Genomic DNA, 16,340 nt, shown 5'->3' with positions numbered 1-16,340 from the left:
TCCCCAGCCTGATTCACAGTAAGCATCTGGATGTGTTCCATAAGCAAATTTACGGAAGGAATCGGGATTAAGCTCTAATTCTCCAAAAGCATCAGGATTAGCGACTAATTTATCTTCTATTTTCTGTTGTAAAGCTTTACCTACTTCTTTGATAAATTGCTGTCCTTTTGCAGTAAGAGTAGGAGATGTATCCTTCACAAATATATTCAGATATTTATCTCCAAATCCTAAGTAATAATCTGGTGCTTCTTTGCCAGGATTTCTTTTTGCAAAATCCCTGTTGCGGAAAACATAATAATTTAGATCGCCTAAAGATGCTTCTGGATAGGGTTCTGGGCTAATAAAACAACGTTCCCAAGATATAGGAATCGCTTCATCATAACCGATAGAAATAAACCATGTGCCTGTCAAAGTTGTTGGAGTTAAGCGTGAAATCCTAAAAGTATCTCCGAATTGATTGTGCTTTATAGTTAAAGATGTAGAACTTGTACGAACATAACTGCCACCAAAATGCACGATCCATTGGTTGCGTTTTTTCGATAATGCTTGCATACGCCCATCTTTCGTAAACACGAATCTAGCAGAGTCGCATTTTCCTCGTTCACCCCACTCACCCACAATGAGGAAATCAAAGTTGCTTTGTGCTAAAACGCGCTCAGATGAAGTTATTAAAAGACCTACGCTCAAAAAAGTGAGGCACAACCATTGTCGAAGGATATGTTGGGCTTGCATAAAAGTTATCCTGTCAATTCATGCTGAAAACCAATGCACTGAATGCAATTGGGCTAATTCTCAACACCGTCCCTATCCCCTTGGCAAGGAACGGCTTCATATAGCGGTCCCTGAACTATCGCTCTTCTGCCTAGACTCCCAGAAGATCGATAATACAGATAACCTCGCGGTCTAACTATTAATTAAACCGCTCCCCGCAGTCTAGCACTCTCCCCCATGCTAATATCCCACCCCCATCGGTCTAACACCCCCTTAACTAAGGCGGTTTAATCACCTCAATTTGGGCATAATTACTGCTCCAAGGCGGATTTTACCCCATTTAAGGTAAAGGCGAAATTAAAAATTGTTGCTACTCTACAGCAAAACGTCTAGAATGGTCATTAATTTTTGTGAATGGTCGGGTCTTCTCAGCGAAGGCATTGACGAAAAACACATTGTATCTGTCCTAGAGGCACTATGAAAAAGCTTAAGCAATACTGGACTGCTGAAGCACTGGAAAAAGACTTAGGCGATCCTCTCAATCCTGATAACCCTCTATCCTACAAGCGGGTGATCGAAATTGACGAGAGCGAAGAATTTCCCCACGAGGAAATTCGCTGGTTATACGACTGGAAACTCCAACACTACTACATTCCCACGGATTGCGGCGGTGAATTCACCTCTTTTGAGGAATTTGTCGCTTTTGTGCGGGTACTTTCCCGACGGGATCAAACTATCGGCATCGCTTTTACTACCCTATTCTGGTCGTTTTTAAACTGGATGGCGGGAACCCCAGAACAGAAACAGAAGCTCGCCCGTTTTATCATGGATGACTATGGGGCGATGTGTCTGGGTTACTCGGAAAAGGAACACGGTAGCGATCTGATCAATGGTGATCTGACCGCGACGAAGGTGGAAGGAGGTTATATTCTCAATGGGGAGAAATGGCCGATTAACCGGGCGACTATCTCTGGAGTTTCCTTTATTTTGGCGAAAACCGATGCTAACGGCGGGCCGAAGTGTTTAACCCTATTTATGGTAGATAAACGGCAATTAGACCCCGAAAAATACTATAATTTGCCGAAAATATACACCCATGGCGTGCGCGCCTCCGATATGAGTGGCATTGGTTTTAAAGATTGTTTCGTCCCCGATTCCATGCGTTTACGGGAGGAGGGAGACGGTTTAGAATTAGCTCTGAAAGGTTTCCAGATTACCCGGATGTTGTGCGCTGCTTTTTCCCACGGGGCAGCCGATACCGCTTTAAGAACTACCCTCAGTTTTGCCGTTAATCGGGTAATTTATCACAAAACTGTGATGGATTTGCCCCAACCCCGGCGCACTCTCGTGGATGCTTTCCTTGACATCCTTATTTGTGATTGCGAGACGATTCCGGCCGCAAGAGGTTTTCATATTATCCCCGAACAGTTTAGCGTCTGGGCTTCGGTGGTAAAATATTTTGTTACTGTCCGTCTGGAGGAGATGGTTAATAGTGTTTATGTGGTGTTGGGATCGCGTTTTTATATGCGAGAAGAACACGAATTCGGCATCTTCCAGAAGCTACTGCGGGATAATTCGATTATCAGTATGTTTGACGGCAGTTCGATCGTCAATCTTCATGCTTTAATCCTACAATTGCGTCCTTTAACCAAATATCGGGCTAAACGCAACTCGCGCACCATGTCGGCGTTAAAAACCCGTTTAGAGGCGATTTTTAGCCTAGAAAAGTCAGTTCCTCCCTTTGAACCCAATAATTTAGAATTATTTGGCCGGGGAATGGATGATTCCCTACAGGGTTTAGAGATTGCCCTTGATATGCTCGAGGGATTGAAAAATTCTGACGAAGTGGACGCAGAGATATTAGAAAATCTGTTGATGTTGGGTAATTTAGTTTTAGAGGAACTAAATGCTCACGATGAACAGATTAGTCAATCGAAATTCGAGTATGGTCACGACCAATCACCCGAATTGTTCGAGATTGCCAAGAAATACTGTACTTTACACGCTGCTTCCGCTTGTTTACACACTTGGCTTTATAATCGTTCCATCTTGGGTGAATTTTTTGCCCGGGGGGAATGGTTGGTGTTGAGTTTACACCGATTACTGCGAACTCTCCGGCCGCTGCCTTACACTCTATCTGAGGTGTATATAGAAAATGTTGCCCAAGAATTGCTGAAATTATATCGGGAAAATCAACATTTTTCGATCGTGCCTTTTCAATTAGCCCATTCACAAACTACCGAGGAAAAAACCCATGAACTCCAACTCCAATCTTAATAATCTCGTACAAAATTGGTTAGTTAAACAGTTAGCCGATCAGTTATCTTTGAATGCAAAAACGATTAATGTGACTGAACCTTTAACTCGTTATGGTTTAGATTCGATCGATGCGGTAACGATGGTGGGTGATCTAGAAGATTGGGTTGGTCAAGAGTTACCTTCTACCCTTTTCTGGGATCATTCTACTATTGAAAAAGCGTCTCTTTTCCTAGTAGAAAACTACGATCTTTCTAATCTTTCTGGTGAGGAAACCCCCGCAGAAGTTGCTCCCGTCGTTGAAAAAGCCGAACCGGCCGCTAGTGGTGGCAAAGGTTGGAGTTTATTCGGTCGTCGTTAATTATCAGTGATCAGTTATCAGTTACTCGGTTATCAGTTAAAGCTTTTCTCATAAAAATGAAGTATAACCTATCAGATAACTTCTGTAAATTGAAATATATAAAAAAGGGCGATCAATTGGTCGCCCTTTTCTCTGAATAAATAACAAAAATTAGCTCAAGATATACACCAGTAAAAACAGGATAATCCAGACCACATCGACGAAATGCCAGTATAATTCTGCCGCTTCCACACCAAAATGAGATTGACTAGAATAGTGGTCTTTTTGACGAGAACGCCAGAGGACAGATAGAATTAGCACTAAACCAAAAGTAACGTGGAGACCGTGGAATCCGGTTAAGGCATAAAAAGCGCTGGTAAAAACATTAGTTTTGAGACCAAATTCAGCGTGACTATATTCGTATCCTTGACCACAAAGGAAGATAATTCCCATCAGGGCAGTAATACCGAACCAAAATTGTAAACCGGCGTTATTGTTTTGTTTAATGGCTTTTTGTCCCATGTGCATAACAAAACTACTAGACACCAGAATAATCGTGTTAATTGTCGGTAGGGTTAATTCTAATTCTGGTGTGCCGGCGGGAGGCCAAACGGGTAACATGGTACGGTAGAGCAAGAAAGCGGTAAATAAGCCTAAAAAGATGGAACTTTCCGCCACTAGAAACAAAACCAAACCGAATAGGCGATGATCTGGGTGGCCATGATGTCCGTGTTCCACCGTTTCTTGATGATAATTGACAGAGAGTTGAGAATCTTTGATCGCTGAACCTTGCATGATTGAATGTCCTTAGTTTACACGGGAGACGGGGAGCTTTTTTTCAGTGATCAGTAAACAGTAAACAGTAATCAGTGAACTGAAAACTCACATCTGATAACTGATAACTGATAACTGATAACTGATAACTGATTATTGGGATTCGGAGCCCACTTCGGCGAGGATATCTTGTACTGATTCCGCTGCTTCTGATTCCTCCATATCAATACCGTAATCGTAGGGGCCGGACCAAAGAATCGGCATTTCCTCGAAATTCTCGATAATTGGGGGAGAGGAGGTTTGCCATTCTAGGGTTAAAGCGCGCCAAGGATTACGACCGGCGGGTTGACCTTTAAAGGCACTCCAGACCATATTAATAGCGAAGGGAATACTCGATATACCGAGAATATAAGCTCCTGCGGTACTAAGAACATTTAAATCCTGAAATTGCACATCATACAGTGCAATACGACGGTTCATACCCAATAATCCCAATTCGTGCATCGGCATGAAAGTTAAATTCAAACCGATAAAAGTGAGAACAAAGTGGATACGACCGAGAGTCTCGTTATACATCCGTCCGGTCATTTTCGGGAACCAATGGTAAACGGCAGAAAACAGGGCCATTGCCGTACCACCAAATAGTACATAATGGAAGTGACCGACAACAAAATAGGTATCGTGGACGTGGATATCGAAGGGAACGGAAGCCAACATAATCCCGGTCAAACCACCGATGAGGAAGGAAGACAGGAAACCGATCCCAAATAACAAAGACGTATTGAGACTAAGTTTACCCCCCCAAAGAGTGGCACACCAACTAAAGATTTTAATGCCAGTGGGAACGGCGATTAACATAGTTGCCGCCATGAAAAACATCCGTAACCAGCCGGGGGTGCCGCTGGTGAACATATGGTGGGCCCAAACGATTAAACCCAAGAAACAGATGGTAAGACTGGAATAGGCGATCGCTCGATAACCAAAAATCGGTTTGCGGGCGTGAACCGGTAATATCTCCGATATCGTGCCGAAAAAGGGCAAGATCATGATATAAACGGCAGGATGGGAGTAAAACCAGAACATATGCTGATAAACCACCGGATCGCCGCCGCCGGCGGGGTTAAAAAAGCTCGTGCCGGCGATTAAATCAAAGGACAAGAGAACGAGAGCAGAAGCGAGAACGGGGGTGGAAAGCAGTACCAGAGTCGAGGTAGCCAGCATTGCCCAACAAAATAGCGGCATACTGTACAAATCCATCTCAGGAATCCGCATTTTCAGGATCGTGGTGATGAAATTAATCGAGCCTAAAATCGAAGAAGTCCCGATCAATAAAAGGCTCAAAATCCACAATTCTTCCCCCCATTTGCCGCTAATTAAGCTTAAAGGTGGGTAGGAAGTCCAACCGGACTGGGGAGCGCCGACAAAGAAACTGGATAATAATAGCAGCCCGCCGGGGGGATTAAGCCAGAAAGCCACAGCGTTAAGACGAGGAAAAGCCATATCTTCGGCCCCAATCATCAGGGGAATGAGATAATTGGCAAAACCTGCCCCAACCGGAACGATCCAAAGAAAGATCATGATCGTTCCGTGCATGGTCATAAATTGGTTATATAGTTCTGGGGAGACGAAATCGGGGTCGGGAGTGGCTAATTCTGTCCGCAGCACTTCCGCGAAAGCACCGCCAATAAAGAAGAAAAGAAAGGCAGTCACCAGATATTGAATGCCGATGACTTTATGATCGGTGCAGAAAGTAAAGTAATCTGTCCACTTGCGGTGATGGATCACCTCGGGAACGGTTGCTGGGGTGGTTATTTCCGTTGATGCTGTCATAATGCCAAGATTTTAGATGACAAGAAAAATTACATTTGGTGCTGATGGGGAACTTGGGCGAGGATTTCAGCGTCGATGCCCATTTCTTCGGTGTAGGGGGTCAAATATTGACTATCAGAGCGATCTTTAGCGGTCATGGCTACGGTTTGATCGCTGTCAACTTCAGCGATTGTGTTATCCTGCACCCATTTGTCGTAATCTGCTTGGGAGTGAACCACAAAGCTAGATTTCATGCCGCCGTGATAGGCCCCGCAAAGTTCCGCACAAATGATCGGATATTGACCAATTTGATTGGATGTGAACGATAACACCGTTTCTTGTCCGGGGATAACGTCCTGTTTTAGACGCAATTGGGGAACCCAGAAAGCATGGATCACATCTCCCGCTTCCATATTCAGTTGCACGGGGCGATTGACGGGAGCGTGCAGTTCCCCGGAAACAATGCCAGTTTCGGGATAGGTGAAGATCCAAGCGTATTGAATACCTTTAACATTGACCACTAGGGGGGGAACTCCTTCACCATCGTAGGAATTGCCGATACCTAGGGCTACTCTGCGATCGCCGCTCAGGGCTATCATCGTGCCGTGGTGATGACCGTGGTGGGCGATTTCTCCTTTGTCACCCTTGGAAATCAAGGGATCGAGACCGCCGATATTGTTATAAATCTCGAAGCTATAGACGGCAAGGATAAAGACGATTACCGTCGGGATGGCTGTCCAGAAGATTTCTAGGGGGACATTGCCCTCCACTGCCGGCCCGTCGGTTTGATCCCCCGGTTGGCGACGAAAGCGAATCACTATATAAACGATCACGCCTTCAACTATTAAAAATAGTCCCGTGGCGATGGTCATCATCAGATTAAAGATACTATCTATTTCCTTGGCATCTTCGGAAGCGGCCACGGGCATTAAGCCATGATTTTGGCCATACCAGAGACTAATTAAGGTCAAGGCGATCCCGAGTACAAGGGTCAGGATACTGCTGGGAATTTTCACGGTCTTTTCAATATTTTCAATAGTGCCTACTTATTCAAGGCTAAAACATGATTCCCCTATAGATGGGAAATTTAACCAGCATCTTCTGAGAATTTTATCTTTTCTTTGGGATCGTTTTCAGGGAAAGTATTTAAAATCACTAATTTTTATATTTTATTCTGAGTTTATGTAAACAAATGTAACGGAAATGGCCAGAAATCTAAAGAATATCTAAAAGGTTTTACCGGTCGTAAAAAAACTCATTCACAGTGATAACTAACTGGCAAACAAAGCCATGATCTTTGATGACAGACTCCTTGAGAACAGGCAAACCGATGACCGAATCTGTTTTTAACCCGACACCCCTAAGAGAAACCGGCAATATTCAGGTGTGGATGCGCCGCTTAGTCTGGAAAATTGCGATCGCTACTTTCGCCCTGATGGTGGTGGGTGCTGCCACCAGAGTTATGAACGCCGGTTTAGCTTGTCCCGATTGGCCTCTGTGTTACGGTCAATGGATTCCCAGTCAGCAGATGAATCTACAGGTATTTCTGGAGTGGTTTCATCGTCTCGATGCCTCTTTGATCGGGTTTAGTACGCTCGCTCTCGTCGGTCTGTCTTGGTGGTATCGTCGCCATCTTCCCCCTTGGCTGTTCCCCTCTGCGATCGCTGCTTTAGCTTTAATTCTCCTGCAAGGAGTCCTGGGAGGATTAACCGTGACCCAATTACTGCGATTTGACATCGTAACCGCCCATTTAGGCACAGCTTTGCTCTTTTTTGCTACCCTAATCGTCATTGCTATCTGTCTGACTCCCTACCGTCCCACAGGTACAGTCGGGAAACTAACTTGGCTCGGAATGGTCGCCACCGGTCTAGTTTATCTGCAATGTCTCCTCGGCGGTCTCGTCGGTTCCCGTTGGGCTGCCCATCAGTGTTTAACGGTTTCCCAACTCTGCACCGTGATGAATAGCCACATTATCGGGGTTTTTCCCGCCACTATCTCGGTGTTAACCCTAGTTTTCTTCGCTTGGCGAATTGCCGCTATCCATCCTCTCCTCAAAAAACTAGCTTTTAGCGCCGGGGGATTAGTCGCCCTACAGGTGTTTTTAGGCGTTGCCACCCTGAAACTGCATCTACAGGTGGAACCCTTAACCATTACCCACCACAGCATCGGTGCGCTATTGGTGGGAACCCTCGTCGCTTTTACCACTTTTGCCCTTCGCGATCGTTATTTCGCACCTATAAGCCATCTCTAAGGATTTAATCACGATGACTGGAACTCAAGCCCTTCGCCACCACGATAATTTTTTACAAGTCGCTAAAAGTTATTATCAACTCACTAAACCCCGAATTATTCCTCTACTGCTGATTACCACGGCCGCTTCTATGGAAATCGCCTCTAAAGGTCAGGTTTCCCCTCTCTTACTCTTTCTTACCCTCCTCGGTGGCACTCTCGCCGCCGCCGCCGCTCAAACCTTAAACTGTATCTATGATCGCGACATCGATCACACCATGCTTCGCACCCGCGCCCGTCCCATTCCCTCCGGCCGCGTGCAACCCCTCCACGCCCTCATTTTTGCCTTCGTTTTAGCCTCCCTTTCCCTAGCACTTTTTGTCTTTTTTGTCAATACTTTGAGCGGATTTTTAGCAATGACCGGTATCGCATTTTATATGCTGATTTATACCCATCTGCTCAAGCGTCATAGTATCCAAAATATTGTTATCGGTGGCGCGGCTGGCTCGATTCCTCCCCTAGTGGGTTGGGCGGCAGTAACGGGCGATCTCGGTTGGATTCCTTGGATTTTATTCGCAATTATTTTCCTTTGGACTCCTCCCCATTTTTGGGCTTTGGCTTTAATGATCAAGGATGATTATGCAGAAGTGGATATCCCGATGATGCCCGTAGTTAAAGGAGAACAAGCCACTAGCGAGCAGATTTGGCTCTATACTTTAATCGTTGTTCCTTTCACTTTCCTCCTGATTTATCCCTTGGCTGCCTGTGGTGTGGTCTATGGTGTAGTGGCTTTAATTTTAGGGTTTGTTTTCCTGAAAAAAGCTTGGCGGTTAAAACAGAATCCTTTTGATCGGGACATCGCTCGATCGCTGTTTAAATATTCCATTCTTTACATGATGTTATTATGTACAGCTATGGTGATCGATAGTTTACCCATGACCTCTCGTCTCCTGGCTACAATTGCCAGTTTATTCTCCTGTAGTTAATCTCAGTTATCAGTTATCAGTTATCAGATGTGAGTTTTAGGTGAGCAGTATTAAATAGCAGTTTCCTAGTGTCTTTTCAATGTTTACTGATCACTGATCACTGAAAAACCCCACTTCCCGACTACTGATTGCGACTAAGGGAGTTAATTCGCTCGATTAGTTGGGCTAAGATTTCTTGTAATTGTCGATCTTGATGTTGGGAAAGGTTGATTTTATCACAGCTATAAATAACAGTGGTGTGATCTTTACCGCCAAATTCTTCGCCAATGCGCGGTAAGCTTAAATCCGTGTGTTGACGCATCAAATACATCCCAATCTGTCGGGCAAAACTAATTTCTCGTCGGCGGGAATTTCCTTTTAGATCGGCGATCGAGAGTTGAAATTTTTCTGCTACTACCGCCATAATAATCTCAGGAGAAGTGGCAATTTTGGCCATTGGTGGATTTAAAACCGGCGCGATATTTTCTACCGTCATCGGCAATCCAGAGATAGAAATATAAGTAGTAGCCCGGATTAATGCCCCCTCTAATTCGCGAATATTAGAAGTATAATTAACGGCAATATATTCGATAACTTCTCTTGGGAGACGCAGATTTTCGTACTCGGCCTTTTTTTGTAAAATTGCCATGCGAGTTTCGATATCCGGTGCTTGGATATCGGCGACTAATCCCATAGAAAAGCGAGAAATTAAACGATCCTGTAAACTGGGAATCTGTTTGGGGAGGCGATCGGAGGCTAAAACCACCTGTTTTCCCGCTTCGTGCAGGGTATTAAAGGTATGAAAAAATTCTTCTTGAGTGTATTCTTTTCCTTCAATAAATTGCAGATCATCCACTAATAATATATCCGCATGGCGATAATGATTACGAAAACTTTCCATACTATCTTGACGGATAGCAGTGATTAAATCATTAGTAAATTGTTCCGTCGATACATAAGAAACCCTGGATTGGGGATATAATTCCAGACGATAATGACCGATCGCTTGCATTAAATGGGTTTTACCTAATCCCACTCCACCACAAAGAAAAAGCGGGTTAAATTCGCGTCCGGGTAATTCCGCTACCGCTAAAGCAGCCGCGTGGGCCATGCGATTAGTTGGCCCGACAACAAAACGGGAAAAATTATATTTAGGGTTAAGTTGATTACCGGGGGATAATTCTGATTCTAAGCTAGTGTCAGGCTGGAAAATAGCGATCGAATCGCCCTGTTGTGCCGTTAGTTGAATCTCGACGGGATAACCGACGATATCCTGTACTACTTCGGCAATTGTTGACAGATAATTTTTCTGAAGATGGTTAAGAATAAAGGGATTGGCAGCCTGAATTACTAAGCGATTGTTTTGCCATTCTTTAACCGTCGCTGTTTGAAACCAAGTCTCGAAAGCGGGACGGGTTAATAGTAATTTTAGACGCTCTAGGAGATTATGCCAAAGTTGTTGGGCGCTGCTATCCACGGTTAATTTTGATTAACAAAGTTGATCTAGTGATGCTGCAGGGAAACCTTATCAGTTTAGCGAGATTTTTCCGCTGACGATAAAATGATTTTCAGAGCTAAACAATTAATCTTTAGACAGATGACGCAAGTTTTAACAATCACCCAATTAGGAAATCCAATTCTACAGCAAAAAGCACCAGCGATCGATAATCTTCTCGATTCTGACTGTCAAAATTTGATCGATTCCCTGATTACCACCGTGCAAGCTGCCCACGGGGTGGGAATCGCCGCGCCCCAAGTTGCTCGGTCTCTGCGTCTGTTTATCGTTGCTTCTCACCCCAATCCTCGTTATCCGGACGCTCCGATGATGCCACCCACTGCCGTGATTAATCCTCGCATTTTGCAGGTCAGCGAGGAAATGGTCAAGGGTTGGGAAGGTTGTCTCAGTGTCCCCAATTTACGCGGTTTTGTCCCCCGTCATCAGTGGATCGAGGTGGACTATTGCGATCGCAAGGGTCGCGAAATCCGTCAAGTTTTCAGGGATTTTGTCGCGCGCATCTTTCAACACGAATACGATCATCTCGAAGGAATCCTCTTTCTCGATCGCCTTGCTTCTCCGGCGGATTTATACTCGGAGGAAGAATACCAAAAAATCAGTAATATTGCTGAATATAAGCGATAAAATCGCAAAATCTCTGTATGTCTTCAAAATAAGTTAAATAACTTAACGGGACTATTTTATCTGGCGACAAAATTTTTGTTGGTAAATCTAAATTTTTTGTTAAAATGATAACGATTATCATTCTAGGAAAACCACACTAACAAACAAATGAACTACTTGACAAAATAAATTAATTATGCAGTAGAACTCTGTCCTCAATTAACTAGGGAGATACTCAAGACTTTTTCGGTGACTAGGAAAATCAATTTTTCCAGATTTCCGCACCGGAGATAAACCCAGAGACGAGGAAATAAACCGATAGCTTTCATTAGTTATCGTCTAGATGCCCAGAAAAATAAATACTCTAGCAAAGGGTATTTATTGACAATTGGTAAAATCAGAAAACTTTGCCGATTAATTAACTATTGGAGTCTGTAAAAATATCTATGACCTTAGCTAAGTCCAAAGCAATTTTCCACAATGATGACTACAATCACTTTCCCGAAGTGATTACCGAACCTAAATCGCCGGTATCGGAAGCCGAGATGATGCAAGCGGTACGAACACTGCTGTTAGGATTAGGAGAAGACCCCGATCGCGAAGGTTTACGAGACACTCCTAAACGAGTAGTAAAAGCCCTAAAATTTCTCACTTCTGGTTATCAGCAATCCCTCGATGAATTGCTGAATGGGGCAGTTTTTCACGAGGAGGCTAACGAGATGGTTTTAATCCGAGATATCGATATTTTTAGCTCCTGTGAACACCATATTTTACCGATAATCGGCCGCGCTCATGTTGCCTATATTCCTAACGGGAAAGTGATCGGTTTATCGAAAATTGCCCGCATCTGTGAAATGTACGCCAGACGACTGCAAGTACAGGAACGTTTAACCGCACAAATTGCCGATGCTTTACAAGGATTACTGCAACCTCAAGGGGTGGCTGTGGTGATTGAAGCGACTCATATGTGCATGGTAATGCGCGGGGTTCAAAAACCCGGTTCTTGGACTTCTACGAGTGCCGTGCGCGGTATTTTTGCCGATTCTGCTAAGACTCGTCAAGAGTTTATGAGTTTGATTCGTCATAGTCCCGATTTTCACTAATTAGTCAGGGGGATCAGGATTATTTGATTGTCCTATCCCCGGTTTTTTCCTAAGCAAAAAACTAGAGCAAACCTAGCTATTTACTGTTTACTTTTTATTTTTGACTCGCCGTTATCATGCTGATTCGTCCCCGTCGTCTTCGTTATACTCCAGCGATTCGCCGTCTTGTTCGTGAAACCGAATTAACCGTTAATGACTTGATTTATCCTGTTTTTATCATGGAGGGAGAAAATCAAAAGGTGGCTATTCCTTCTATGCCCGATTGTTATCGTTATTCCCTCGATTTATTGCTAAAAGAAGTGGTTAATGCTTATAATTTAGGCATTAATGCCATCGCTCTTTTCCCTCTGATTGCCGAAGATAAAAAAGATAATTTCGGTACAGAAAGTTATAATCCCGATGGTTTAGTACAAAGGACAGTGAAAGCGATTAAAAAAGAAGTCCCTGAAATAATTATTATTACCGATGTTGCCCTTGATCCTTTTTCAATTTATGGTCATGATGGTATCGTCCAAGACGGTAAAATTCTTAACGATGAAACCGTGCAAGTTTTAGTGAAAATGTCGCTCTCGCAAGCGGCAGCCGGGGCTAATTTCGTCGCCCCTTCCGATATGATGGATGGTAGGGTTGGGGCGATCCGTCGAGCTTTAGACGAAGCGGGTTATCTAGATGTGGGAATTATCGCTTATACGGCTAAATATGCCTCTGCTTATTATGGTCCCTTCCGAGATGCCTTAGAATCAGCCCCGAAATTTGGTGATAAGAAAACCTATCAAATGGATGGGGCTAATAGTCGGGAAGCGTTACGGGAAGCCAGTTTAGACATAACAGAAGGGGCAGATATTATCATGGTTAAGCCCGCTCTCGCCTACCTCGATATTATCCGTCGTCTGCGAGATAGTAGCCATCTGCCCATTGCTGCCTACAATGTTAGTGGTGAATATGCAATGATTAAAGCGGCGGCAAAACAGGGCTGGATTGACGAAAAAAGCCTGATTTTGGAAACTTTAACCAGTATGAAACGAGCGGGGGCCGATTTGATTTTGACCTATTTTGCTCTTGATGTGGCATTAATGAAACAGGAAAGCCGATTTTAGGGTTTTTGCCAGCGAAATTGATAGAAATTATCCCGCGCACCCCACAGCTGCCGCCCAAGGCTATCATAACCTCGATCGCTGGTATCCATGCCCTGGGAATGTAGAATAATTGTATTAGTTATTTTTACCGCACCTCTGGCATTAGTGGGACAACCCTGGGGGGGAGTTTCTCCCCGATAACCCCCCGCTATCGGTTTTAAAAACACAGTACACACCGACTCGGCCAAATCTGATACATTTAAATTTCTTTCTGTCAAGTCTTTGTTACAAAAATTAATAAAGTTAGCGGCATTATTTAACTTATAAGCTTTTGATTCCACAGTGGAATTATCGGAGCTAGGTTGAATGACTAAAATTCTTTGACGATAGGGTTGATTTAACTGATCGATAATCGCCTGTTCTTGATAGAGATAAATATTATCCTGTTTGGGGGAAAAATTCACCGCACAGGTAGTCATCTGCACCTTAGCAATGCGGGGGTTAGTCTGCGCTTGTTCCCTGGTATCCATAACCCCAATTAAATGATTAGCCACCCCCTGCACTTGCGGGTTAAGGGGCCAAGATTGAGTGAGAAAAAATCCTAGGGCGATCGAAGTTTTCAGCATGAGCAGCGGCTTAATTCCGGTTAGTCTCTAATTAGCTTAAACTAATAAGCAGCAAGAGCAAAAAATCCCCTTTTCCCATGGCTAATCATCTGGCTGAATCTGAAAGTCTTTACCTGCGAAAACACGCCGAAAACCCGATCGATTGGTGGTATTGGTGTGACAGCGCCCTAGAAATTGCCAGGAGAGAAGATAAACCGATATTTCTCTCGATCGGTTATTCTAGCTGTCATTGGTGTACGGTTATGGAAGGAGAAGCTTTTTCCGATCAGGCCATTGCCGATTATCTCAATCAGTATTTTTTGCCGATCAAAGTTGATCGCGAGGAAAGACCGGACATCGATAGTATCTATATGCAAGCATTGCAGATGATGGTCGGTCAAGGGGGTTGGCCTCTGAATGTCTTCCTAACACCCGATAGTTTAATTCCCTTCTATGGTGGTACTTATTTTCCCGTGCAACCGCGCTTTAACCGGCCCGGTTTTCTGCAAGTGCTGCAATCGATACGTCGTTATTATGACGAGGAAAAAGACAAATTAAACAAATTTACGGCCGAAATGCTGGGCGCACTGCGTCAATCGGCTATTTTACCCCGAGCAGAGACCAATTTAGCTGCTCCTTCCCTTTTAGCCACAGGAATCGAGAGAAATACGGCAGTGATTCAGGTTAATCCCAATAACTACGGTCGGCCCAGTTTTCCGATGATTCCCTATTCTAATCTGGCTTTGCAGGGCAGTCGCTTTGGTGACGATTTTGAGGATTCCCTCCGGCAAGCGGCCTATCAACGGGGGGAAGATCTGGCCTTGGGGGGAATCTATGACCATGTAGGGGGAGGATTCCATCGTTATACGGTGGATTCGACGTGGACAGTTCCCCATTTTGAAAAAATGCTCTACGATAACGGGCAAATTGTCGAATATTTAGCCAATTTGTGGAGTGCCGGTTATCGAGAAGCGGCCTTTGAGAGAGGGATTAAAGGCACGGTTAACTGGCTAAAACGGGAAATGACCGCCCCAGAAGGCTATTTTTATGCGGCCCAAGATGCCGATAGTTTTCAGAATGCCACGGATAGAGAACCGGAGGAAGGAGCCTTTTATGTCTGGTCGGATTTAGAGTTAAGGGATTATCTCTCGATCGAGGAATTAGGACTGCTGCAAGCTAATTTTACCGTTACTGCCGAAGGGAATTTTGAGGGTCGTAATGTCCTGCAACGTCGGCAAGGGGGAGAATTATGGTCGGAGATAGAAAATATGCTCGATAAGTTATTTATTCGGCGTTATGGCAGTTCTCAGTCCCAATTAGCTCTTTTTCCCCCGGCCAGAGACAATCAAGAGGCGAAAACCGTTTCTTGGCCGGGACGGATTCCGGCGGTAACGGATACGAAAATGATCGTCGCTTGGAATAGTTTGATGATTTCCGGTTTGGCCCGGGCCTTTGCCGTCTTTGGGGAACCTTTGTACTGGCAAATGGCTAGTCAAGCGGCCGAGTTTATTCTCAAGCATCAGTGGTTAGATGGACGTTTTCAGCGCTTGAATTATCAGGGTCAGGCCTCGGTTTTAGCCCAATCGGAGGATTTTGCCTATTTTATTAAGGCTTTACTGGACTTGCAAACGGCTAATCCCCAAGAAACTCGCTGGTTAGAGGCGGCTATCGATCTACAGGGGGAATTCGATCGCTGGTTTTGGTCCAAGGATGAGGGAGGATATTTTAATACCGCTTCTGATCATAGTCTCGATTTGATCGTGCGGGAACGGGGTTATACGGATAATGCCACCCCTTCGGCTAACGGAATTGCGATCGCTAATTTAGTGCGTCTGTCGCGATTGACGGAAAATCTAGAATATCTCGATCGGGCCGAAAAGGCCTTGCAATCTTTTAGTACCATCCTAGAAGAGTCCCCCACCGCTTGCCCCAGTTTATTTGTCGCCCTCGATCACTATCGTCACGGTTTCTGTCTGCGCGCCCCGGAAAGCTCGATCGAGCCGCTGTTAAGTCGCTATTTGCCCACTGCGGTGTATCGAGTCGATGCCAGTTTGCCCCTTAGCACATTTGGGTTAATTTGTCAAGGGTTATGCTGCCTTGAACCGGCAGAAAATTTAGAACAGTTGCACCGACAAATTGCCGGAGTGATGGCAGGGGAGTCAATACGGCTCGGTTAACTTAAAGATGGTGCGTTCCCCTTGATCAAACGATGGATTGACACTCCCCGCTCTAAAGAGACGGGGATTCTTGGTTCACAGAGATTACTTGCGAAAGACAGAATTGCTTCTGAAAAAGTAGAGGTATTCTCTCCCCAAGCGTTTATTGGATCTAGCCCAAAGGTTCCGGTATGCCC

14 protein-coding genes and 1 pseudogene are annotated in these 16,340 nt (G+C 44.6%); 8 read left to right on the top strand and 7 right to left on the bottom strand.

Going from position 1 to position 16,340, the window contains the following annotated elements:
- A pseudogene (locus tag IM479_RS04100) lies at positions 1-732 on the bottom strand (hypothetical protein); the annotation flags it as partial.
- A gap of 456 nt (positions 733-1,188) precedes the next feature.
- On the opposite strand from IM479_RS04100, the gene IM479_RS04095 reads away from it, so the two are divergent.
- Entirely contained in the window at positions 1,189-2,988 is a 1,800-nt protein-coding gene (locus tag IM479_RS04095) for an acyl-CoA dehydrogenase family protein (RefSeq protein WP_287686565.1), read from the top strand.
- Complete coding sequence (locus IM479_RS04090; protein WP_287686563.1) at positions 2,966-3,328, top strand: acyl carrier protein; 363 nt, start codon at positions 2,966-2,968, stop codon at positions 3,326-3,328. The genes IM479_RS04095 and IM479_RS04090 overlap by 23 nt, the downstream gene beginning before the upstream one ends.
- Before the next feature lie 150 nt (positions 3,329-3,478).
- On the opposite strand, the gene IM479_RS04085 is transcribed toward IM479_RS04090, so the two are convergent.
- The 3 genes from IM479_RS04085 to IM479_RS04075 all read right to left on the bottom strand — a co-directional run bounded on the left by IM479_RS04085 (position 3,479) and on the right by IM479_RS04075 (position 6,906).
- A complete protein-coding gene (locus IM479_RS04085; RefSeq protein WP_286826562.1) occupies positions 3,479-4,102 on the bottom strand; it encodes a cytochrome c oxidase subunit 3 in 624 nt (207 codons plus the stop codon).
- A gap of 132 nt (positions 4,103-4,234) precedes the next feature.
- A complete protein-coding gene (gene ctaD / locus IM479_RS04080; RefSeq protein ID WP_287686562.1) occupies positions 4,235-5,911 on the bottom strand; it encodes a cytochrome c oxidase subunit I in 1,677 nt (558 codons plus the stop codon).
- A gap of 29 nt (positions 5,912-5,940) precedes the next feature.
- The gene (locus IM479_RS04075) at positions 5,941-6,906 is read right to left on the bottom strand and encodes a cytochrome c oxidase subunit II (RefSeq protein ID WP_287686560.1); all 966 of its coding nucleotides are present in this window, start codon (positions 6,904-6,906) and stop codon (positions 5,941-5,943) included.
- A gap of 314 nt (positions 6,907-7,220) precedes the next feature.
- Here IM479_RS04075 and IM479_RS04070 point away from each other — a divergent pair, with 314 nt between their 5' ends.
- Both IM479_RS04070 and IM479_RS04065 read left to right on the top strand, forming a co-directional pair.
- Positions 7,221-8,141, top strand: coding sequence for a COX15/CtaA family protein (locus tag IM479_RS04070; protein ID WP_287078926.1), 921 nt, complete (start codon positions 7,221-7,223; stop codon positions 8,139-8,141).
- A gap of 13 nt (positions 8,142-8,154) precedes the next feature.
- Positions 8,155-9,105: a heme o synthase gene (locus IM479_RS04065; RefSeq protein WP_287078925.1), complete on the top strand. Its 951-nt coding sequence runs from the start codon at positions 8,155-8,157 to the stop codon at positions 9,103-9,105.
- Between the two features lie 121 nt (positions 9,106-9,226).
- On the opposite strand, the gene dnaA is transcribed toward IM479_RS04065, so the two are convergent.
- A complete protein-coding gene (dnaA, locus tag IM479_RS04060) occupies positions 9,227-10,561 on the bottom strand; it encodes a chromosomal replication initiator protein DnaA (protein ID WP_286826557.1) in 1,335 nt (444 codons plus the stop codon).
- 84 nt (positions 10,562-10,645) lie between these two features.
- Here dnaA and def point away from each other — a divergent pair, with 84 nt between their 5' ends.
- The 3 genes from def to hemB all read left to right on the top strand — a co-directional run bounded on the left by def (position 10,646) and on the right by hemB (position 13,403).
- A complete protein-coding gene (gene def / locus IM479_RS04055) occupies positions 10,646-11,224 on the top strand; it encodes a peptide deformylase (RefSeq protein WP_286826556.1) in 579 nt (192 codons plus the stop codon).
- Positions 11,225-11,649: 425 nt separating this feature from the next.
- Positions 11,650-12,306, top strand: coding sequence for a GTP cyclohydrolase I FolE (gene folE / locus IM479_RS04050; RefSeq protein WP_286826555.1), 657 nt, complete (start codon positions 11,650-11,652; stop codon positions 12,304-12,306).
- A gap of 116 nt (positions 12,307-12,422) precedes the next feature.
- Positions 12,423-13,403, top strand: coding sequence for a porphobilinogen synthase (gene hemB, locus IM479_RS04045; RefSeq protein WP_286826554.1), 981 nt, complete (start codon positions 12,423-12,425; stop codon positions 13,401-13,403).
- Here hemB and IM479_RS04040 read toward each other — a convergent pair.
- Positions 13,400-14,008 carry a chromophore lyase CpcT/CpeT gene (locus tag IM479_RS04040; RefSeq protein ID WP_286826553.1) on the bottom strand — a complete coding sequence of 203 codons (609 nt, stop codon included), beginning with the start codon at positions 14,006-14,008 and terminating at the stop codon, positions 13,400-13,402. The two genes, hemB and IM479_RS04040, sit on opposite strands and share 4 nt — an antisense overlap.
- Before the next feature lie 77 nt (positions 14,009-14,085).
- On the opposite strand from IM479_RS04040, the gene IM479_RS04035 reads away from it, so the two are divergent.
- The gene (locus IM479_RS04035; RefSeq protein ID WP_287686558.1) at positions 14,086-16,164 is read left to right on the top strand and encodes a thioredoxin domain-containing protein; all 2,079 of its coding nucleotides are present in this window, start codon (positions 14,086-14,088) and stop codon (positions 16,162-16,164) included.
- Here IM479_RS04035 and IM479_RS04030 read toward each other — a convergent pair.
- Positions 16,161-16,340: hypothetical protein (locus IM479_RS04030; protein ID WP_287686557.1), on the bottom strand; the 180-nt coding region annotated here is incomplete at its 5' end. The two genes, IM479_RS04035 and IM479_RS04030, sit on opposite strands and share 4 nt — an antisense overlap.

The organism is Microcystis sp. M165S2 (assembly GCF_020245885.1).
Lineage (GTDB): Bacteria > Cyanobacteriota > Cyanobacteriia > Cyanobacteriales > Microcystaceae > Microcystis.
This window is presented reverse-complemented; position numbering and strand designations above follow the sequence as displayed.

Excerpts from the sequence above, each read along its gene's own strand:
- def (WP_286826556.1), top strand. The coding sequence starts at position 10,646 with ATGATTTTCAGAGCTAAACAATTAATCTTTAGACAGATGACGCAAGTT.
- IM479_RS04070 (WP_287078926.1), top strand. The coding sequence starts at position 7,221 with ATGACCGAATCTGTTTTTAACCCGACACCCCTAAGAGAAACCGGCAAT.
- ctaD (WP_287686562.1), bottom strand. The coding sequence starts at position 5,911 with ATGACAGCATCAACGGAAATAACCACCCCAGCAACCGTTCCCGAGGTG.
- IM479_RS04065 (WP_287078925.1), top strand. The coding sequence starts at position 8,155 with ATGACTGGAACTCAAGCCCTTCGCCACCACGATAATTTTTTACAAGTC.
- folE (WP_286826555.1), top strand. The coding sequence starts at position 11,650 with ATGACCTTAGCTAAGTCCAAAGCAATTTTCCACAATGATGACTACAAT.
- IM479_RS04035 (WP_287686558.1), top strand. The coding sequence starts at position 14,086 with ATGGCTAATCATCTGGCTGAATCTGAAAGTCTTTACCTGCGAAAACAC.
- IM479_RS04095 (WP_287686565.1), top strand. The coding sequence starts at position 1,189 with ATGAAAAAGCTTAAGCAATACTGGACTGCTGAAGCACTGGAAAAAGAC.
- IM479_RS04040 (WP_286826553.1), bottom strand. The coding sequence starts at position 14,008 with ATGCTGAAAACTTCGATCGCCCTAGGATTTTTTCTCACTCAATCTTGG.
- IM479_RS04090 (WP_287686563.1), top strand. The coding sequence starts at position 2,966 with ATGAACTCCAACTCCAATCTTAATAATCTCGTACAAAATTGGTTAGTT.
- hemB (WP_286826554.1), top strand. The coding sequence starts at position 12,423 with ATGCTGATTCGTCCCCGTCGTCTTCGTTATACTCCAGCGATTCGCCGT.
- IM479_RS04085 (WP_286826562.1), bottom strand. The coding sequence starts at position 4,102 with ATGCAAGGTTCAGCGATCAAAGATTCTCAACTCTCTGTCAATTATCAT.